Genomic DNA, 16,074 nt, shown 5'->3' with positions numbered 1-16,074 from the left:
GGCGTTTCAAGGCGAGAAATGGGCAGCCCCTCGGCATAAACAACAGCTTGTCTCCGGCATTTGCAAGGCTGTTGATACTGGAGGTTCCAGAAATACGCCCGTACATCAAAACACGGTGCTCATCGGTGGACGACTTGCGGCACGGGTATTTATAGAGTTCCGCCGAGATGATCCACGCGGGGAGGAGCTACGGAGAAGGCTCCTCCCTCACACCGCATCGGCCCTCAGCGCGTCCACGACGTTCGACGCATGGCTTCTGCGCAGCGCGAACACGACGCTCAAAGCAAGCACGACCAGCACAACGGCCACGGCAAGCCCCACGTAGGCCCACGGCAGGCCGAACACGAGCCCCGTAAACGATATGCTCGAAGCACGGTAGAGCAAATACGTCGCCCCCACCGCTACCACAAGCCCTATCACCAAGCCGCGCACCGCATAGCTCGCACATTCGTACACGAGCATGCGCGAGAACGCCTTGTCCCCCATGCCCACCGATTTCAGCATCGCGAACTCTCGCGTGCGCAGAATGATGCTGTTCGTCAACGTATTGAACACGTTCGCTACCGATATGAGCAGCATGATAACCGCGAAGCAGGAGATGAACAGCTGCACCGCTTGCGCGATGAGGCGGTTTTGGCGAGCCGATTCGGCCACATCGAACACCCTGAAATCGAGCAGCTCGGAATCGCTTGCCAACCCCTCAAGCGCCTCGGCTGCATCCGCATGGTCCTCCGCCTTGAAGGAGAAATTCGTCCAATAGAAGTCGAACACGCTCCTGTCGCCGCTCGGGCTCGTTGCGCCGGCAGTGCTGCCCGCAACGCTTTCCGGCAAAAGAATCACGGGGAAGTGGATCGATGCGCTTCCCGAATTGACCGATGCGGGCACCTCGTCGGTCAATGCGCCCACTTCGACGGTCGTCTTCCTCGACACGTCCTCGAGCGGCTTTTCCATCGTTTCCGGCACCCCATCGCTGTACTGGTTCACGTACCCCACGACAAGGTTTCCGTCCGCATCTTCCTGCAGCCCCGTCGAACCCCACGAACCCGTATCATCCTCAAGGTTGTAATCGATCGCATACAGGTCGATCGAGCCGGTTTGCGCCAACGGCTTCACATCGGCATACGAATCGTCGCCGAAAATGCCCTGGTAGCGATTGAGCCCGATAGCCCGAGGGTTTTCGGGGTCGGTATACTCCGCCACATCGAGCCCGAGGCTGCGCACCAGATCGGCCCATGATGTACCGTCGAGGTAGAAAACGGTAAGATCGCCGATGTAGTTGCCGTCGCTCCCGAAGCTCGAGGGAACCCAAGGCGAATTCCGCTGCTCATCGAGATCGGCACCCACCACGCGGCCGTCCTCCGAAATCATGTCGGCGGGAATGACCGTCTCCGCCTGACCTTGGCGATACGAACTCAAGAACTCGATGCCGCCAAGCTTTTCGGCTTTCGCCCGAAATTCATCGAGATCGTTCGAAAAGCCGTTCAGCTCCGCCATTTCAGGAGCAGATCCCGACACGATAACGTCCGCTCCGCTCCCCGCCGCGTCCTTGCTCTCGGCGCGGTCGGCTATAGGCGTCAGGTACAGCGCCACGCTTCCCGCCACCACGATGAGTGCCACGCTCACGGCGAGCGACACCACCACCGTTCGTCCGCGCGAGCTCGCCCGTGAAAGATTGCGGTGAGCTATGAACCCCGGGGCGCCGAACAGCTTCCCGGCAAGCCCCGATACGCCTGCGGGCACGCCGTTTCCGCGCTTCGCCGCACTCCCGCCTGCCGCCCGCATTCGGCGCATGGAACGCTTCGACACCTTCACATCCTGCGCCTGCCTGATGGCGTCGACGGCCGATACCTTGCCCGCTCTACGTGCGGGAATCCATGCGCTTGCGAGCAGCGTTGCAACCGAAAGCAGCACGACCACTGCAAGCACTAGCGGATCGACGGAAAGCGACACCGTTCCCCCCGTGCCCAAGAGCGCCGCAAACGCATCCTGTGTGAGTGCGAACACCACCGCGACGCCACCGATGCCCGCAAGCACGCCAACGGGTACGCCGATCAACCCGAGGAAGAACGCCTCGAACAGAACAGAGCGCCGCAATTGCTTTTTCGAGGCTCCTATAGACGAGAGCAGTCCGAATTGCCTCGTTCGATCGGCCACAGAAATGGCGAACGAGTTGTAGATGAGCGAAACCGACGCCACAACGATCACGATGGTCAGCACGATCGCGATCATCCAGAGCGTGCCCTCGATGGGGCGCCCGTCGGCGATACCCTGATAGCGGAACAGATTTGCATGGTACATGAGAAAAGAATGGTCTTCGGCTGTCAGACCGTTCGCGAACGCTTGAATCTCGGCAGAGCTCGAAAGGCCCCGAACAGTGAAATACACGCCGATGATCCCCTCGCTCGATGCGTCCGCGCTCGTCAAGGCAACGATCGAAGACGAAGATGCCGTAAAATCACTCCCCCCGAAATTCGATTGGCGCTCGTAGAAACCCACAACTGTGTAATCCCGCACGCTCGCATCGACAAGTTCCTCCTCGCTCGGATACCCGTTTTCAGGGGAAAGATAACCGTTCCCGAAGCTTTCGAGCGTGCGCTGCCCCCCGCCGTTGGCATCTTCGACCACACGCGTTCCGAGGTTGAGCGTGAGCATGCTTCCCACTTCGAGCGCACCGTCGGATACCGCGCCCGCATCCGCGACGCCTTCGCCGAGCACGACCCCCTTGCAGTAATCGGGCAGTACGATTTCGCCAGACGACTCGGGCAAGCGGCCCTCTTCGAGTTCGGGGACTATCGTGAGCGGCGCCCCGTCGGGGGTGAACGTGCCCTTAACGGTTTCGGGATACGTCCTCACCGCGACGAAGTCGCCCATCAACCGGCTGTCCTCCTTGGTCAGCTTCGCCGATCCGAGCTCCCGCGAAACCGCCATATCGACCACGGTATCGCTCTGTAGAAAATCATCGTAGGCTCGCTCGGAAATCTGCGACGATGCGACCTGCCACGAACCCTCGGTTGCAAGCGTACGCTCGAGAAGCCCCGCCTGCAGGCTCGTCACGCTCGTGAACACCGCCGTGATGAGCGCGCACGACAACGCGATGCCGATGACGGAGACCACGGTGCGCACGCGGTTCTTCTTGAGGGAACGCAGCGTGAACGAGGTCATCACACTCATCGCCTGATCCTCTCATCGCGCGCGACTCGCCCGTCTTCGATCGCGATGATGCGGTCGGCCGAAAGCGCGATGTCCTCGTCGTGCGTAATGACCACAAGCGTCTGGCCCATCTCTTTGTTCGACGCACGCAGAAGCGCCATGATCTCGCGGCTGTTCTTCGAGTCGAGGTTGCCGGTCGGCTCGTCGGCGAGCACCACCGCAGGCGCGTTCATGAGCGCCCGCCCGATGGCCACGCGCTGCTGCTGGCCGCCCGAAAGCTGGTTGGGCAGATGCCCCTCCCGTCCCTCGAGGCCGAGGGATGCAAGCAAAGAGGCCAGTCGCGCTTCGTTTACGGGGCGTCCGTCGAGCGAAACGGGAAGCGTCATGTTCTCCACCACGTTGAGCACGGGAATGAGGTTGTAGAACTGATACACCAACCCCACCTCGCGCCGCCGGAACACCGCCAGCTCCTCATCGGAGCGCGCGTATACATCAGCTCCGTTCAAGAGCACGGTACCCGATGTGGGGCGGTCAACCCCGCCCATAAGATGCAAAAGCGTCGATTTGCCCGAACCCGAAGATCCCACAATCGCGACGTATTCGCCTTCCGCTATGGAAAACGACACGTCGTCGAGTGCACGGGTCGCCGCTGGCCCCGTTCCGTAAACCTTGGTGAGATGCTGTACGGTGATGATGTCCATAGCGTCCGCCTTCTTCGTCAATGAATGCTCGAAACAAGCTTCGCAGAAGCGCCTTGCTCGGACATGACGCTCGCATTACGGAATTGTAATTCTCCTTGCGAACCTACACCGTCACCTTAGGGAAAACGATGTCGAAGCAAGCTCCGCCCGAATCGAGGTTGCCAGCCCGCAGCGACCCGCCCTGCGCCGATATCAGCGATTGCGCAAGCGAGAGGCCTATACCGAAACCCTGCGTGCGGAAAGCATCGCCGTCGCCGCGTTCCCCCAGCTCGCCGGACAGGCGATCCCCTCCCCGGTAGAAGCGCTCGAATATATGGGGAAGATCCTCTTCGGCGATACCCGGACCCGTATCCGCAATGCGGATACGGCAGGCGACGGCGTCTTGCTCCACGGTCACCGCAATGCAGCCGCCCTCGGGCGTATGCTCCATGCAGTTCTTGACGATGTTCTCGACCGCTTCGGTCGTCCAGGCACCGTCGCCCTCGAACGATTCCGCACCGCTCGCGTCAACCGTGCAGGTAACGCCGCGCATGTCGAGCGCGACGGCAAGCGGGTCAACGGCGGCCTCAACAGCCCTCGGTACGTCGACAGGGCGACGTTGCAGCCGCACGGCCCCGGCGTCGAGTTTCGCCATCTTCAGCAGCGCCGTCACGAGCCACGACACCCGGTCCACCATGCGCTCGAGCTCATGGAGCCAACGCGCCCGCTCCTCTTCGCTTTTCGACCGCTCGATCACGGGAATCATCAGCTCGATCGCCGTGAGCGGGGTCCGTATCTGATGGGATACGTCGGCGAGCGCATCGGCAAGAACGCTCTTTTCCCGCTCGAGCGACTCCGCAGTGCGGGCAAGACGCGCGACCATCTTTGCAACCTCGTTGCGCAGCACCGCCACATCGCCCTCGCGGCAATCGGTGAGATCGACACGGCGCCCCGCATGGAGCACCTCGTCGATCTCGGAGGAAAGCCGCGTTATTTCACGATGGCGCATCAGCGAGAACACGCAGAACAGCAAGACGGCAACGAAGCCTGCGATGGCGGCGCCAACGGCCGCAGCTCCCCCCGCAATGGCAAAGGCTCCGACGCATACGATCGCCTGTGCCGCAACGAGGATAGCCGTCTGCCGCGCGAGGGCGGGATTTCGTACGAAAGCGCCCATGTCAGTTTCCCGCCTTATAGCCGAGACCGCGCACGGTCACGATGATCTTCGGATCGGACGGATCGTCCTCGATGCGCTCGCGCAGGCGCTTGATGTACACGTTGATGGCGTTATCGCTCACGTACTCGCCAGCGCTGTCCCACAGCGCATTGCGCATGCGCTCCCGCGAGACGAGCGAGCCCGCATGCTGGGCGAACAGGAGCAGCAATCGGTATTCGAGCGCGGAGAGCACGATTTCGCTGCCCCGTTTGCGCACGGTGGCGGAAACAGGGTCGATTTCGACATCGCCGAGAACGAGCTGAGCCGCCGTTCCCTGCGTACGGCGCAGTGCGGCGTTGATGCGGGCGAGCAGCTCGCGCGCCCGAAACGGCTTAGCGATGTAATCAATCGCACCCATATCGAGGCCGGCGACGGTGCTGTACTCGTCATCGGAAGCCGTCAGGAACATGACGGGCATGGCAGGTGCCTTTTCGCGGGCGGCGGCGCACACGGCGAAGCCGCTCCCCTGCTCGAGCGAAACGTCGAGCAGGGCAAGATCGTACGAAGAGGATTCGAGCAGACCCACCGCCTCGTCTTGGCGAGACGAGGATGCAACCTCGTACCCCTCGCTCTCAAGCAGGTTCGAAAGAGCGGCCACGATAGCCGCGTCGTCTTCCACGAGCAGTATGCGCATACACTACCTCCAACAGGTTTCGACTCACCGCATGATACGCTAGTCGCTCGGTGCGCGCCAACCCGACGGCTCGTCTGATCCGCTTGAGCCATCAAACGGATATCGAAGCACATGCAACCTGCAGCGCACGGCGTTCTTGCGCGCCGATGCCGACCGCCGGTGGACGCCGCACGCAGGTCGATGCGGTTCGCTGGTGGATGCAGCTCGCAGGTGGATGAGGCCCGCAGGTGGATGAGGCCCGCAGGCTAGCGTCGTCCGCAGACAGGAGCGGTTCGCAGGCGGACGCGTCCGTTATGCACGTTTTTCCGCACCGTGTTGCAGCAAGATGGCTGAACGGTCCCTCTCTACGGGTTTTTCCTCATTGTGTTGCGTTTGATGGCCGTTTCGGGCAGGTTTCCAGACTTTCGCGAGCCGATGCCGACCGAGTTTTCGCGTAGGCGCAGGTCGAGGCGTCGGGCGTGCGAGCAGCTCCGCTCCAAATGCAACACAACGAAGAAAAACCCGCTTAAGGAGCGTATCAGCCCGATCGGTGTACTTGCATGCAGTCCCAAAGACAGCCCCGCGCTTCGACGCCCAAAACCCCAACGGGCACATGCCGATATCGGCAGCCCAAACTCACCTCGAACCCAGAGCGCCGCGGGCCGTCCATCCTGGTTCTTGGAAATCGAACGCAACAGTGAGATCGCTCGTTTCGAAAAGCTCTGGCAGCTGTCCCGGATTTCGTACATCTGCTCTCCCCATTGTCTGTATCCTCTTGAGAAAGACCGACGAACGCCACAGACGATAAGGAAGCGCATGAACATGAAGAACGCAGGAACCCATGCACCCATCATCTGCAGAATCAAGGAATGGAACGATCGCCTCAAGGATCTCTCCGGCTCGTACATCGCCGATATCCTGTGCGCGCGAAACACCCTGATCGGCGAATGGGTGCTTGACGCTCCGATCATCATAAGACTCGAAACATGCGACATCGCCGTCATGCCATCGCGCGACGGCAAGCCACTGCTCTGTTTCGGAGACATCGACACCGATGCGCCATACCTCCAAAGCGGCATCCCAAGCAGTCCGGCCGAAAGCCCCCATGCGGCAAGCGCCGGCAGCGAAGGCGGCTCGGTTGCGCAGTGGGAAAGCTACCGGCTTCTTTCGCGCATGGTGGGAGCGAAGACCGAGCGGCTTACCGTCCACCCAGGCGAGTGCGCTTCGTCGATCGCGCTTGAAATCCTTGCAGGCGAAGACGAATGCCTACGCGTGCTTGCCAGCAAAAGCGCGTGCGCGATCAGAACCGTCCGGCGAAATCGGCAGATCGAAGACTCCCGCTTTCTCGCCCTCACGATTGGCGGCACGACCGAACGGCCCAAAGGCGCTTCCCCTTGGTCACCTCCCGTACGCTTCCACGATCCGAGCGAGGTAGTCCCGATACTCGCAAGCTAGCGATTTGGGCTTCTCGATGCGCACGCGGTCGCCGAACTGGGCAAGCCAGCCGAAGAACACGGGGCTCTTCATCACGACGGCGCTCACGCGTGCACAGCCTTCGCCAGTTGGCACCGACTGCACGTCTTTGCCGAACCGGTCGATCACGGCACTCATAGCCTCTTCCTCAACCAGAAACTCGGCCGAAACCGGCTTGCCGCTGTACATGCCGAACGCACGATCCTCGAGCTTCTGCGGATCGAAGTTCGCAATCCGCTCGTTGCGCTGCGCGGGCTCGTCGAGCACCTCGATCTCGTCCATGCGATCCACACGGTAGTTTACGAAATCGTCGTGCTTCTCGTTGAATGCGACCAGATAGTAGCACCCATCCGAGTAAACGAGCTGCACGGGCGTCTCAGCATAGCGCTCTCCGCCGTGCTGTAGGGTTTTTTCCTTCGCTGCATCGTATTTGAAATAGAAAAACGAGACCCTACGCCGTTTAGCGAGCGCCTCCTGAATGCGGTCGACGTTGTTGAACACCGATTCGTTCTGTGTTTTGATGCGGCCTTCCACATGCAGCCGCTTATCGAGAAGCTTACGCTGACGCTCCGAGGCGAGCTTCTTGACGCTGCGGACGAGCGCGTCACTCTTGCGCTGCGTGAGGAAGCGCGAGCTCTGCACTGCATCCACGAGCAGTAACAGCTCCGGAAAGGCGAAGTCGCGATCCTCGACCGCGTACTCGACCGGCTTTCGCTGGTACGTTCGCACGTCCAAGCCGAAATCACGCAGAGTCTCGATGTCGCGGTAGATCGATTTGCGCTCCGCAGATATCCCCCGATCCTCAAGTCTGTCGATGATTTGCGACATGGTGAGCCCGCACGCGGAATCGGTTTCCTCGTTGAGCATCTTCATTAGGTACAGCAGTTTGAGCTTCTGACGTCCTTCGGCCATGACTCCCCTTTACGACCAGGCGACCTGCAGTCGCACGCGTTTTGCAGCGATAAGGTTTCCATGATAATGGACTCTCCGCAATTTCTGTCCCTAATATGGTACACATACCGTCCGTTTCCGTGGCACCGGCCTATCCATAGCACGTGCCTGCGCCGAGAATCTCGGCGGTACGCTCACGGCGGAAAGCGCCGACGGCACCACGGCATTCGAGCTATCGCTGCCCTCGCCTCGGTAGCCGCAAGCCTCGCGCGTACTTCAGACCGTCCCACCCTCGGGCGCGCCATATCGCCTCGGCATCGATTTACCTGATCGGATGCCCGTCTACCCCGGACTAGTCCGAATAGTTGAGCGCCAAATCCGCTTTCTAGACGCTTTGCACGATGCGCGCCCCCATCCGCGCCCCTAGCATGAAGCCACCCCGTCGCAATCGAAAAGCAGCGACGGGAGGGATTCAAACGAAGGAAGGGAGACAGTCATGGAACTCGATCGCAGAAGCTTTATCAAGGGCGGCGTCGCGCTGGGAGGCGCCGCAGCGTTGGCGGGGCTCGCGGGATGCGCTTCGCCCGCGCAGAGCACGCCCGAGAACGGCGGCACCGAGCAGAGACCTGAGGCAGCCCAGGACTACAAGGCGAAGCCGGAGCCTATCAGTGACGACCAGATCACCGAAACGCTCGAAGCCGACATCGTGGTCGTCGGGGCGGGCAACGCGGGAGCCGTCGCTGCGGCAACCGCTTCCGAAGAGGGCGCGAGCGTCATCGTGCTTCAGAAAATCGAGAGCGTCTACTCGCACGGCTTCGTGTTCACCGCCATCGGCAGCAAAATGCAGAAGGATATGGGCTACGACGTGAACGGCTGGGAGATCGTCGGTGACATGAACCGCGAGACCGGCTGCAACCTCGGCAAGTGGGAGGTGCTCGGCAACTGGGTCAACTACAGCGGCAATCTTGCCGACTGGATCGTCGAGCGCTTCGGCGAGACGAAGTACGGGCCGTTCATCATCGAAGAACCCGTGGCACCCTCGGAGCATTGGAACCGCTCGTATCAGACCACCTTCATCCCCGTCGGCGAGATGATCGGCACGGGCACCATGATGACGCTCGCCACCGAGCTCGTGAACGACGCGGTCGAACGCGGCAACACCGAGGTTCGCTACAACACGCCGGCCGTCCAGCTGCGTCAGGATGAAAGCGGCCGCGTCACGGGCGTCATCGGCCAAACCGAAGCGGGCGAATACATCCTCTGCAACGCGAAGAAGGGCGTCATCCTGGCGGCAGGCGGCTACGAGTGCAATCCCGAAATGCGCGCCGAATACCTCCAGCAGGCAGACGGTCTCGACTCGGCCTACACCCGCCCCGATGTAACCACAGGCGACGGCATCCTCATGGGCATGTGGGCCGGTGGCCAGATCCAGCGCTCGCCGCATTGCTCGAACATCCACTACGACCCGAGCCTGAGGTTCCATACGCTACAGGGCACGACCATCCCGTTTTTGCGCGTCAACGCCGAAGGCATGCGTTTCTCGAACGAAGACGTGAGCTACGATGAAGTATGGGCGCAGGACGTGCGCCAACCCGACCAGATGCACTTCCAGATATTCGACGACAACTACATGGAGGACCTGCCCAACATGGGCACCGGCATGACCCAGTACGGCGATTGGACCACGATCGTCCCCGACGGCGTCGAAAACGGCTGGGTGTACAAGGCCGACACGATCGAAGATCTCGCCGAGCAGATGGGTGTTCCCGCCGACGCCTTCGCCGCAACCGTCAAGCGCTACAACGAGCTTGCCGAGGGCGACTACGACTACGAGCCCGATTTCGGGAAGCTCGGCTACAAGGTGAAGCCGATCGCAAAGGCGCCGTTCTACGCGATCCCGCGTCACGCATCGGTGCTCACCACGCTGAGCGGGCTTGAAGTGAACGCCGACATGCAGGTGCTCGGCGAAGACGGCAAGCCGATCGAGGGGCTCTATGCCGCCGGCAACAACTCGGGCAACTTCTTCGGAGGCGTCTATCAGAAGATGTCGACGCCGGGCATGAGCGTCGGCAGGGCGTTTCTGACCGGACGCGTTGCCGCCTGGCGCGCGTGCGGCATCACCGACTAGCCCGCCAAGCAAGCAGCCGCCCGTCGAACCGAAAAGGCAATCGCATACCGACCGACTCCCTCGGCGCAACGCACCGATACGGTGCCCGCCGAGGGATCGGTGCGTAAAGGCGGTATAATGCTCGAATACTGAACATACGACCTATAAGGCATTCGGAGGTTCATTGATACCGAACAGGACACTCGATTGCGCGGAAGCGCGCTGGCCGACCATGGGGTTTCTTTCTTTGGGTCTCATGTGGGGATGGCTCGATGTCCAAACCTCCTCGTTTACGCTCTTTCCCCCCGAATCCTCGGGCAATCCAGCGGGCCTGGAAACCTATCTGTACTGGTTCTCGCTCTTCATGACCGTCGCCATTCTGCTCGGCGTGCTCCTCTACCGAAAGATCGACGCCTCGTTCAAACGACCGAGCGCGTTCGTTGCCGCCGCCTGCTTGCTTTCGGGAAGCATCGCCGTCAGCGCCGCGATCGGCGTCGGCTGGATACCCACCGACTTCGTCTGGGTCGGAGCGGGGCTCGCAGGCGTCGGGGCGGCATGGTTCATGATGTCGTGCGCCAACGCCTACATCAACCTGAAGGCCAAAGACCTGTTCATCTCCGTCGGCCTCTCGAAGATCATCGGCATCGCCTACTACTTCGTCACCGTCTCGCTGCCGTCGATCCTCTCGCTTCTGTCGCTTGCGCTCACGCCGGTCATCGTTGCGATCTTCCTCCGTCGGATCAACTGCCCGAAAGGGCCTCCGGAAAGCACGCCGAAAACCGCAGGCTCCCGCGGCACCCAAAACTTCTTCGCCCGGACGACCGACGAGTTCAGCGCGCTCGGCATATCGAAGAAGAGCGTCCTCAAGCTTTCGATGGTCTGCTTCGTCGTGTTCTTCATCGCCGTGCTCACCAAGCAGGAGGGCTTGGCCGCATCGGATCTCGACGCCTCGTCCATGTCGTTTCAGCTCATCAACTTCGGCACGCTGCTCTTGAGCCTTCTGTTCGTCCTCATCGTGGTGGCGCCGCCCAAGCAGGAGCTCATCGCCCTGACGAAGGGGTTCTACGCAGCGATGGCCGTCATCGTGATCCTCTTCATCGCCACCACGCTCGGCTCCTACCACTCCCCCGCGTTCTCGTGGATCACAGGATCGCTGCGCAACATGCTCGACGCCGTGGTGTTCGCCATAAGCGCGCTGCTCATCAGGCGCCTCCATACCTCGACCGCGCAAACCTACGGGCTCATCTGCGGGTTCCCCGTGTGCCTCGGGGGCTTTTTCGGCCACGCGCTCGTGAACACCTCCCTGTTCGCCGGAACCGAGCAGATGTACTACCTGACGCTCGGCATCGATCTGGTTGCGGTCATACTCCTGTTCACGGTATTCACCCCGCGCGACCTCGAGCTTCTGTTCGCGGTGGGCATAGCCGAGCTCCCCGCAGCCGACGAGCGCCACCAACCCGAGCGCACCGAAGAGGCCTTCGACGACATCGTGGCCGAGGCCAACTTCTCAACGCGCGAAGCGGAGGTGTTCGCCTTGCTCATGGACGGTTACACGATCCGCCTCATCTCCCAAGAGCTGCACATCTCGCAGAGCACCGTGAAAACGCACATCTCCAAGATCTACCTCAAAACAAACGTCGCCACGCGCGAGGAGTTGTTCATAAAGCTGAAATCGCCAGGGAGCAAAGAGGCAGTCGGGGGGAAGAAGCCGGGAAACGCATAGCGCATTGATCGACATGCGCACGGGCCGGACGCGCTGCAAGGGAAGAGGGAGCCGCACATGGAGCTGCATCAACTGAAGTACATCGCATCGGTCGCCCGATGCGGAAGCGTGGCGAAAGCCTCGGAGGACCTGTATGTATCCAAGCAGGCCATCTCGAAGGCGATACGCTCGCTCGAACAGGAGCTCGGTTTCGACATCTTCAACCGCGACGGCAAGATGAGCCCAACCGAAGAGGGCACCGAGATACTCAAGCACGCCGATAACGTGCTGCGCGAGCTGGACGAAGTCGATCTGTATCTCGATGCGCGCCGCACGGGATCAACCGAACGCACGACCATCTCGATCTCGTTCAAATCGTTTCCGCTCGACTACCTGTTCTTCAACGACGCCCTCGAGCCGATACGGCTCATGCACGAGTTCAGGAACCGCACGCCGGGCTGCACCATCGCCACCTACAAGCTCTCCGACACGGCAACGCTCAACGCGCTCGCAGACGGGTCCATTGACATCGGGTTCGTCCATGGCGAATACGAGCGCCCCGGCATCAAGTTCGTTCCCGTGTCGATGGTCGAAACGAGGGTCATCACGCTCAAAGGGAATTCCTTCTGCGAAAAAGCCCCCGTCAAGCTCGCCGATCTCAAGGGCGTCCCCATCCGAAGCCCCTTCGATTTCGACTGCTTCACCCGCCTGTTCATCTCGCGCTGCCGCGAATGCGGATTCGAGCCGCTCTTCCAGGAAGTTCCCTTGAACGACGATGCCATCAACGTGTTCTGCAACGAAGGCGGAGTCCATCTGCAGCCCTTCGACCCCGCGATGAAGACGGCCTACCCCGAATCGGAGTTCATGGCATTCCATCCGGAGGATCGGATCGATCTGCCCCTTTGCCTCGCCTACAGCGAATCGAACGCGAAGCCCCAAGCCGCAAAGCTCGCCACGTTCATCCGCAACGGCGTGCGCCGCTAACGCACCGCAAGCACGGCGGGGCCGCCTCGGACGAGACGGCCCCGCATTGGGAGGGGTTTTAGGGCTCGGCGTGCGCTAGCCCTCGTTTTCGATGAGGCACTGGGCTGCGATCCAGCCGGTGATCCAGCTCGTGCCCACACCGCCGAACACCGTCGAATTCCAGAAGCATCCGTAGTTCGCTTCACCCGAAAGTCCGCCCGCCGTAGTCGCGTTGGCGTACAGGCCGTCAATGAGCGTGCCGTCCTCTCTCATGACCTGCAGGTTCTCGTCGGTGCGCAGGCCGCACATGGTCTTGGCCATCTGGCCGCCGACGATCGCGCCGTAGAACGGCGGATCCTGGACGGGATGGAGCCACGTGGGGTCGTACGGGGTCGACATGTCCTCGTCGACGCCCTTGGCGCACATCTCGTTGTACTCCTCGACGGCCTTTTTCAGCACGGCGGGATCGAGCGTCAGCATCTCGGCAAGCTCTTCGAGCGTGTCGGCCTTCTTGACCGCACCGCGCGCGACCGCATCCTCGACTTCCGCAAGCCAGTCGGCCGAAACGAGACCGCCGTTGTCGATGAGCGTATCGGCATCGGTGATCGGAATGCGGTTGCGGTCCGATTGGGTGGGCAGGAGCACGTTGTTCTCGAACACGTTTTCGGGGAAGTTCGAGTCGCAGATGGAGTACACCTTGTGCCCCACCGCCGACATCCATGCCGCGCAGTTGCTCAAGTCGCCCATCTGTCCGCCGGGGTTCGCGAAGAGCTCTTGGGTCTGGGCGAAGTACGGCTGGCGGTTGCCGCGCTTGTCGATGATGAGCCACGGGTTGTGGAACAGCTGGCGCTCGCCGTGCCAGAAGTAGTGCCAGAACTGGCCGTCGCCACCCGAAGTCTCCTCGTCGATGGCGCCCTCCCAGCAGCTCCACGAATCGTATCCCGCGAAGTCGGCACCGAGTCCGAGGCCCATGCGGAACACCTCTCCGGTATGGGACGGCATGGGGCCGCCCTGCACCGTGCCCTCGTACGCGCTCGGCAGGTACGCCTGGATGAGGTCGCGGTTCATGCCGAAGCCGCCCGCAGAAAGGATGACGCCCTTGTTCGCTTTAATGAAGCTTTCCTTGCCGCCCGATTCGGCAACCACGCCGAGAACGCGCGTTCCGTCGGAAACGAGGTTTGCGCACTTGGTCGACAGGCGGATATCGGCGCCTTCGGCGAGAGCCACCGCCTCCATTGCGTTCGTGGGGTTGTCCATACCGAGCACCACGCTCTGCTTGCCGTCATGCACGTCTTTGTCGTGCCAGATGGGGCCGAGGCAGACCATGTTCATGCCATCCTGCTCCATGATCCAGTCGCACGCAGGGCCCGACATCTCGAGCATGTTCTTCAGGTACTTTTCGTCGATCGAATAGGAGTTGTCCTGTTCGTACATGCGCATGAAAGCATGCACGTCGGGCGGGAACGTCGGCACCGAGAACTCCATCTCGTTCTGCTCTTTCGAGCCGCCGAACACATTGGCGAACGTGCAGGCATGGCGGCTCGCCCCGCCGACGATACCCTCTTTCTCGATGCCGATCACCGTAAGCCCCTGTTGCGCCAGATACGCCGTGGCCACGAGTCCCCCGCCGCCGACGCCGACGACGACCACGTCGGCCTCGTCGTCCCACGCCTCAGGCGGATCGACGGGCAGGATCGGAGCGGCGTCGGGCAGATCGGCGCCCTTGACGCGCTCGGCGAGCCGCGCCGTTATCTCGTCAGTCGGAGCCGAAGCACCTTCTGCAGAACCTTCAGAGCCCTTCGACTCCGACGATGCAGGCGCCGCGCAACCGGCGAGCGCTACGCCGCCGAGCGCCGCTGCGCTCGCCATGAGTCCGCCTTTGACAAACGACCTGCGCGAAAACGCGGACGACGTTTTTTCTTCCGTGATTTTCTTACGCGATGTTTCCATGCTGTTCCCTCCAATGATCAAGTCCGGCGCAAGGCAATCGGGCTTCCGACCCTCGCACCGCAATCAATTGTTCTATCCCCGGGGTGCACTGAACACTCTCACGTGTTTTGGCTCTTCGAGCGTATCACGGCGGCGGAGCCGCGCCCGTCAAGCATGCATTGACGGGCAGGCAACTTCTCGTTGTCGAAAATGCGGTTGACCAACACCGACAATCTCATGGAGCAACCTTATTGACTGTGATTACTTCATCGGGCGCCTCCCTGTACCGACGAGCATCAGTTTGGACTATTCGCAAAATAGGGGTTCGCATCACCCAGATTCGATGGGCAGCCATCGAAAATCGCGATCGAATAGCGGTGCCTAGCGTCTGCTCGCCATAGCGAAGGCGGCATCCCCGACAACCGCGAAGCAGGTCGCGCATCATGCATTCTCGATATTCGAATAGTCCGTCAAGCAGCACCGGTGAAATCATCCTCTAATGATTCCACTGAGAATGTTGCGCCGCGTAAGGAGGCAAGGCGGGAGCCAGCCGTTCGGCCATGCACCGGGAAAGAGGTTCATCGCTCTCGAAGCAAAAACAGAGGGGAAGAGAAGATGGCGCTGTAAGGCAAGATGAAAGACATGGCAAACTCGGCAATGTCACAGGCGCACGAGACGCAAACCGCATCGAAGACCCTGGAGTTCCCCAAGGGATTCGACGTGCAGCCGCTCTACCGCATGCTCGAAGAGCTGGCTTACGCGAACATCGAGAGAATGAACTCCTGACGACATCGAAAAGCGAAATGATCCGCGGCGCGGAAGCTGCGTCGGAGAAACGCACGCCACCGCCATCGGTGGCGTGCTGGCGTACAAAACGAGCGGCGCTCGACTCCGAGAGAGCGGCGCTCCCCGTAGCAGCTCGATACCGACCTCTCGATCAGGCTCCGTACAACGCGATGATAGCGTCAGCCCGATAACACTACCCGACATAGCAACCCGCGCCGATTCAATAAGTCATTCGCTTTTGTATTATGGGCTTCTCGGTTCCGTACACTAGGTTTATCATGGTCATTCGACTGTCATAGCAGCTGCGTTTAACTACACTCTGGCACCGCGCAGCGCGAACACCGACCAGGAGGGACCTCTCGCACAATGGAATGGCCTGCGCAAGCGCTCGGCTTCATCACGGAGCCGTACCACCAGCTCGCAGACGACTGGTGGTTTGCCATACCCCTGATCGCCTTTATCTTCTCACTGATAACGTTGCAGTGCCGAAAGAGCAGCGTTGTCATGCAGCGGCTCATGACGAGCCCCAGCCGCACCAAGGTCAAGCGTTTCGGCAAACGCAAG

At 61.2% G+C, this 16,074-nt stretch carries 12 protein-coding genes; 6 read left to right on the top strand and 6 right to left on the bottom strand.

What is annotated here, in order from left to right:
- Positions 1-207: 207 nt before the first annotated feature.
- The 4 genes from C1722_RS00500 to C1722_RS00485 form a co-directional block, all read right to left on the bottom strand.
- Positions 208-3,171 carry an ABC transporter permease gene (locus C1722_RS00500; protein ID WP_102377527.1) on the bottom strand — a complete coding sequence of 988 codons (2,964 nt, stop codon included), beginning with the start codon at positions 3,169-3,171 and terminating at the stop codon, positions 208-210.
- Positions 3,168-3,851 (bottom strand): ABC transporter ATP-binding protein, encoded by a 684-nt coding sequence (locus tag C1722_RS00495; protein WP_102377526.1) that lies wholly within the window; start codon positions 3,849-3,851, stop codon positions 3,168-3,170. Before C1722_RS00495 ends, C1722_RS00500 begins: the two co-directional genes overlap by 4 nt.
- A 103-nt stretch (positions 3,852-3,954) precedes the next feature.
- Positions 3,955-5,007, bottom strand: a complete 1,053-nt coding sequence (locus tag C1722_RS00490) for a sensor histidine kinase (protein ID WP_102377525.1) — start codon at positions 5,005-5,007, stop codon at positions 3,955-3,957.
- A 1-nt stretch (position 5,008) separates the two neighbouring features.
- Positions 5,009-5,680 carry a response regulator transcription factor gene (locus C1722_RS00485; protein WP_102377524.1) on the bottom strand — a complete coding sequence of 224 codons (672 nt, stop codon included), beginning with the start codon at positions 5,678-5,680 and terminating at the stop codon, positions 5,009-5,011.
- Positions 5,681-6,475: 795 nt separating this feature from the next.
- On the opposite strand from C1722_RS00485, the gene C1722_RS00480 reads away from it, so the two are divergent.
- Complete coding sequence (locus C1722_RS00480) at positions 6,476-7,114, top strand: hypothetical protein (protein WP_102377523.1); 639 nt, start codon at positions 6,476-6,478, stop codon at positions 7,112-7,114.
- Here C1722_RS00480 and C1722_RS00475 read toward each other — a convergent pair.
- Positions 7,058-8,044: a helix-turn-helix transcriptional regulator gene (locus C1722_RS00475; protein ID WP_102377522.1), complete on the bottom strand. Its 987-nt coding sequence runs from the start codon at positions 8,042-8,044 to the stop codon at positions 7,058-7,060. The two genes, C1722_RS00480 and C1722_RS00475, sit on opposite strands and share 57 nt — an antisense overlap.
- 475 nt (positions 8,045-8,519) lie before the next feature.
- Between C1722_RS00475 and C1722_RS00470 the strand changes: the two genes are divergently transcribed.
- From C1722_RS00470 to C1722_RS00460, 3 genes are all read left to right on the top strand, one after another.
- Positions 8,520-10,151 carry an FAD-dependent oxidoreductase gene (locus C1722_RS00470; protein ID WP_102377521.1) on the top strand — a complete coding sequence of 544 codons (1,632 nt, stop codon included), beginning with the start codon at positions 8,520-8,522 and terminating at the stop codon, positions 10,149-10,151.
- A 163-nt stretch (positions 10,152-10,314) separates the two neighbouring features.
- Positions 10,315-11,853 (top strand): LuxR family transcriptional regulator, encoded by a 1,539-nt coding sequence (locus C1722_RS00465; protein ID WP_146040562.1) that lies wholly within the window; start codon positions 10,315-10,317, stop codon positions 11,851-11,853.
- A gap of 57 nt (positions 11,854-11,910) precedes the next feature.
- Entirely contained in the window at positions 11,911-12,816 is a 906-nt protein-coding gene (locus C1722_RS00460; protein ID WP_102377519.1) for a LysR family transcriptional regulator, read from the top strand.
- Positions 12,817-12,891: 75 nt separating this feature from the next.
- Here the strand turns inward: C1722_RS00460 and C1722_RS00455 are convergent, their stop codons facing one another.
- Positions 12,892-14,745 (bottom strand): FAD-binding protein, encoded by a 1,854-nt coding sequence (locus C1722_RS00455; RefSeq protein ID WP_102377518.1) that lies wholly within the window; start codon positions 14,743-14,745, stop codon positions 12,892-12,894.
- Positions 14,746-15,366: 621 nt separating this feature from the next.
- Here C1722_RS00455 and C1722_RS16760 point away from each other — a divergent pair.
- The gene (locus C1722_RS16760) at positions 15,367-15,510 is read left to right on the top strand and encodes a hypothetical protein (protein WP_180994956.1); all 144 of its coding nucleotides are present in this window, start codon (positions 15,367-15,369) and stop codon (positions 15,508-15,510) included.
- A 366-nt stretch (positions 15,511-15,876) separates the two neighbouring features.
- Positions 15,877-16,074, top strand: a 198-nt coding sequence (locus C1722_RS16755; protein WP_425319328.1) for a hypothetical protein, incomplete at its 3' end; no start/stop codon positions are given.

The sequence above is a fragment of the Raoultibacter timonensis genome (assembly GCF_900240215.1).
Lineage (GTDB): Bacteria > Actinomycetota > Coriobacteriia > Coriobacteriales > Eggerthellaceae > Raoultibacter > Raoultibacter timonensis.
Note: the sequence above shows the minus strand (reverse complement) of the source record. Positions and strands in the feature narration are given on the sequence as shown.

Coding starts and splice junctions, on each gene's coding strand:
- C1722_RS00470 (WP_102377521.1), top strand. CDS start 8,520: ATGGAACTCGATCGCAGAAGCTTTATCAAGGGCGGCGTCGCGCTGGGA.
- C1722_RS00490 (WP_102377525.1), bottom strand. CDS start 5,007: ATGGGCGCTTTCGTACGAAATCCCGCCCTCGCGCGGCAGACGGCTATC.
- C1722_RS00485 (WP_102377524.1), bottom strand. CDS start 5,680: ATGCGCATACTGCTCGTGGAAGACGACGCGGCTATCGTGGCCGCTCTT.
- C1722_RS00500 (WP_102377527.1), bottom strand. CDS start 3,171: ATGAGTGTGATGACCTCGTTCACGCTGCGTTCCCTCAAGAAGAACCGC.
- C1722_RS00455 (WP_102377518.1), bottom strand. CDS start 14,745: ATGGAAACATCGCGTAAGAAAATCACGGAAGAAAAAACGTCGTCCGCG.
- C1722_RS00480 (WP_102377523.1), top strand. CDS start 6,476: ATGAACATGAAGAACGCAGGAACCCATGCACCCATCATCTGCAGAATC.
- C1722_RS00475 (WP_102377522.1), bottom strand. CDS start 8,044: ATGGCCGAAGGACGTCAGAAGCTCAAACTGCTGTACCTAATGAAGATG.
- C1722_RS16760 (WP_180994956.1), top strand. CDS start 15,367: ATGGCAAACTCGGCAATGTCACAGGCGCACGAGACGCAAACCGCATCG.
- C1722_RS00460 (WP_102377519.1), top strand. CDS start 11,911: ATGGAGCTGCATCAACTGAAGTACATCGCATCGGTCGCCCGATGCGGA.
- C1722_RS00495 (WP_102377526.1), bottom strand. CDS start 3,851: ATGGACATCATCACCGTACAGCATCTCACCAAGGTTTACGGAACGGGG.